This is a genomic window from Oleiphilus sp. HI0132 (assembly GCF_001635845.1).
Genome location: NZ_LWGJ01000776.1, coordinates 1 through 441, shown reverse-complemented (window position 1 = coordinate 441; position 441 = coordinate 1). Strand labels below are relative to the sequence as shown.

Genomic DNA, 441 nt, shown 5'->3' with positions numbered 1-441 from the left:
TGGGCCACCTGTCTGACGCCAGGCGTAACTTAAACTCAGGTGCTCACTATGAGTACTTTCACTGGCATCTAGTGAAACCAATGTATTGCTTCTGACTGTTTGGTCAGCGCCTGCGTGAGCGACCAATGCAGTGCTGATAGCTTGAACAGAAATAATAATGCTATCGCTTACAGAGTTTAACTCGCCGTCATTGACGGTTAGGCTAAGCTCAATTTCGCCACCATTTTCCGGTGCTATGAATGAAGCTTGAGCTTGCTCTGAATCTAGAACTGTAACCACAGGGCCGGAAACCTGTTGCCAGGTATAGCTCAGGCTGCTTCCTTCCGGGTCGGTGCTATTTGCGCCGCTAACGACGACAATGTCATTCCCGTTTGCTTGTTGGTCAGGGCCCGCATCGGCCATAGGGGGTTGATTAGTATTGATTGCAGTGACTGTAATACT

General features: G+C 49.2%; 1 protein-coding gene. It reads right to left on the bottom strand.

Annotation, left to right across the window (positions count from 1 at the left end; translation table 11 throughout):
* Positions 1–441 (bottom strand): hypothetical protein (locus A3766_RS30815; protein WP_231882871.1); only part of this gene is annotated, 441 nt, incomplete at both ends.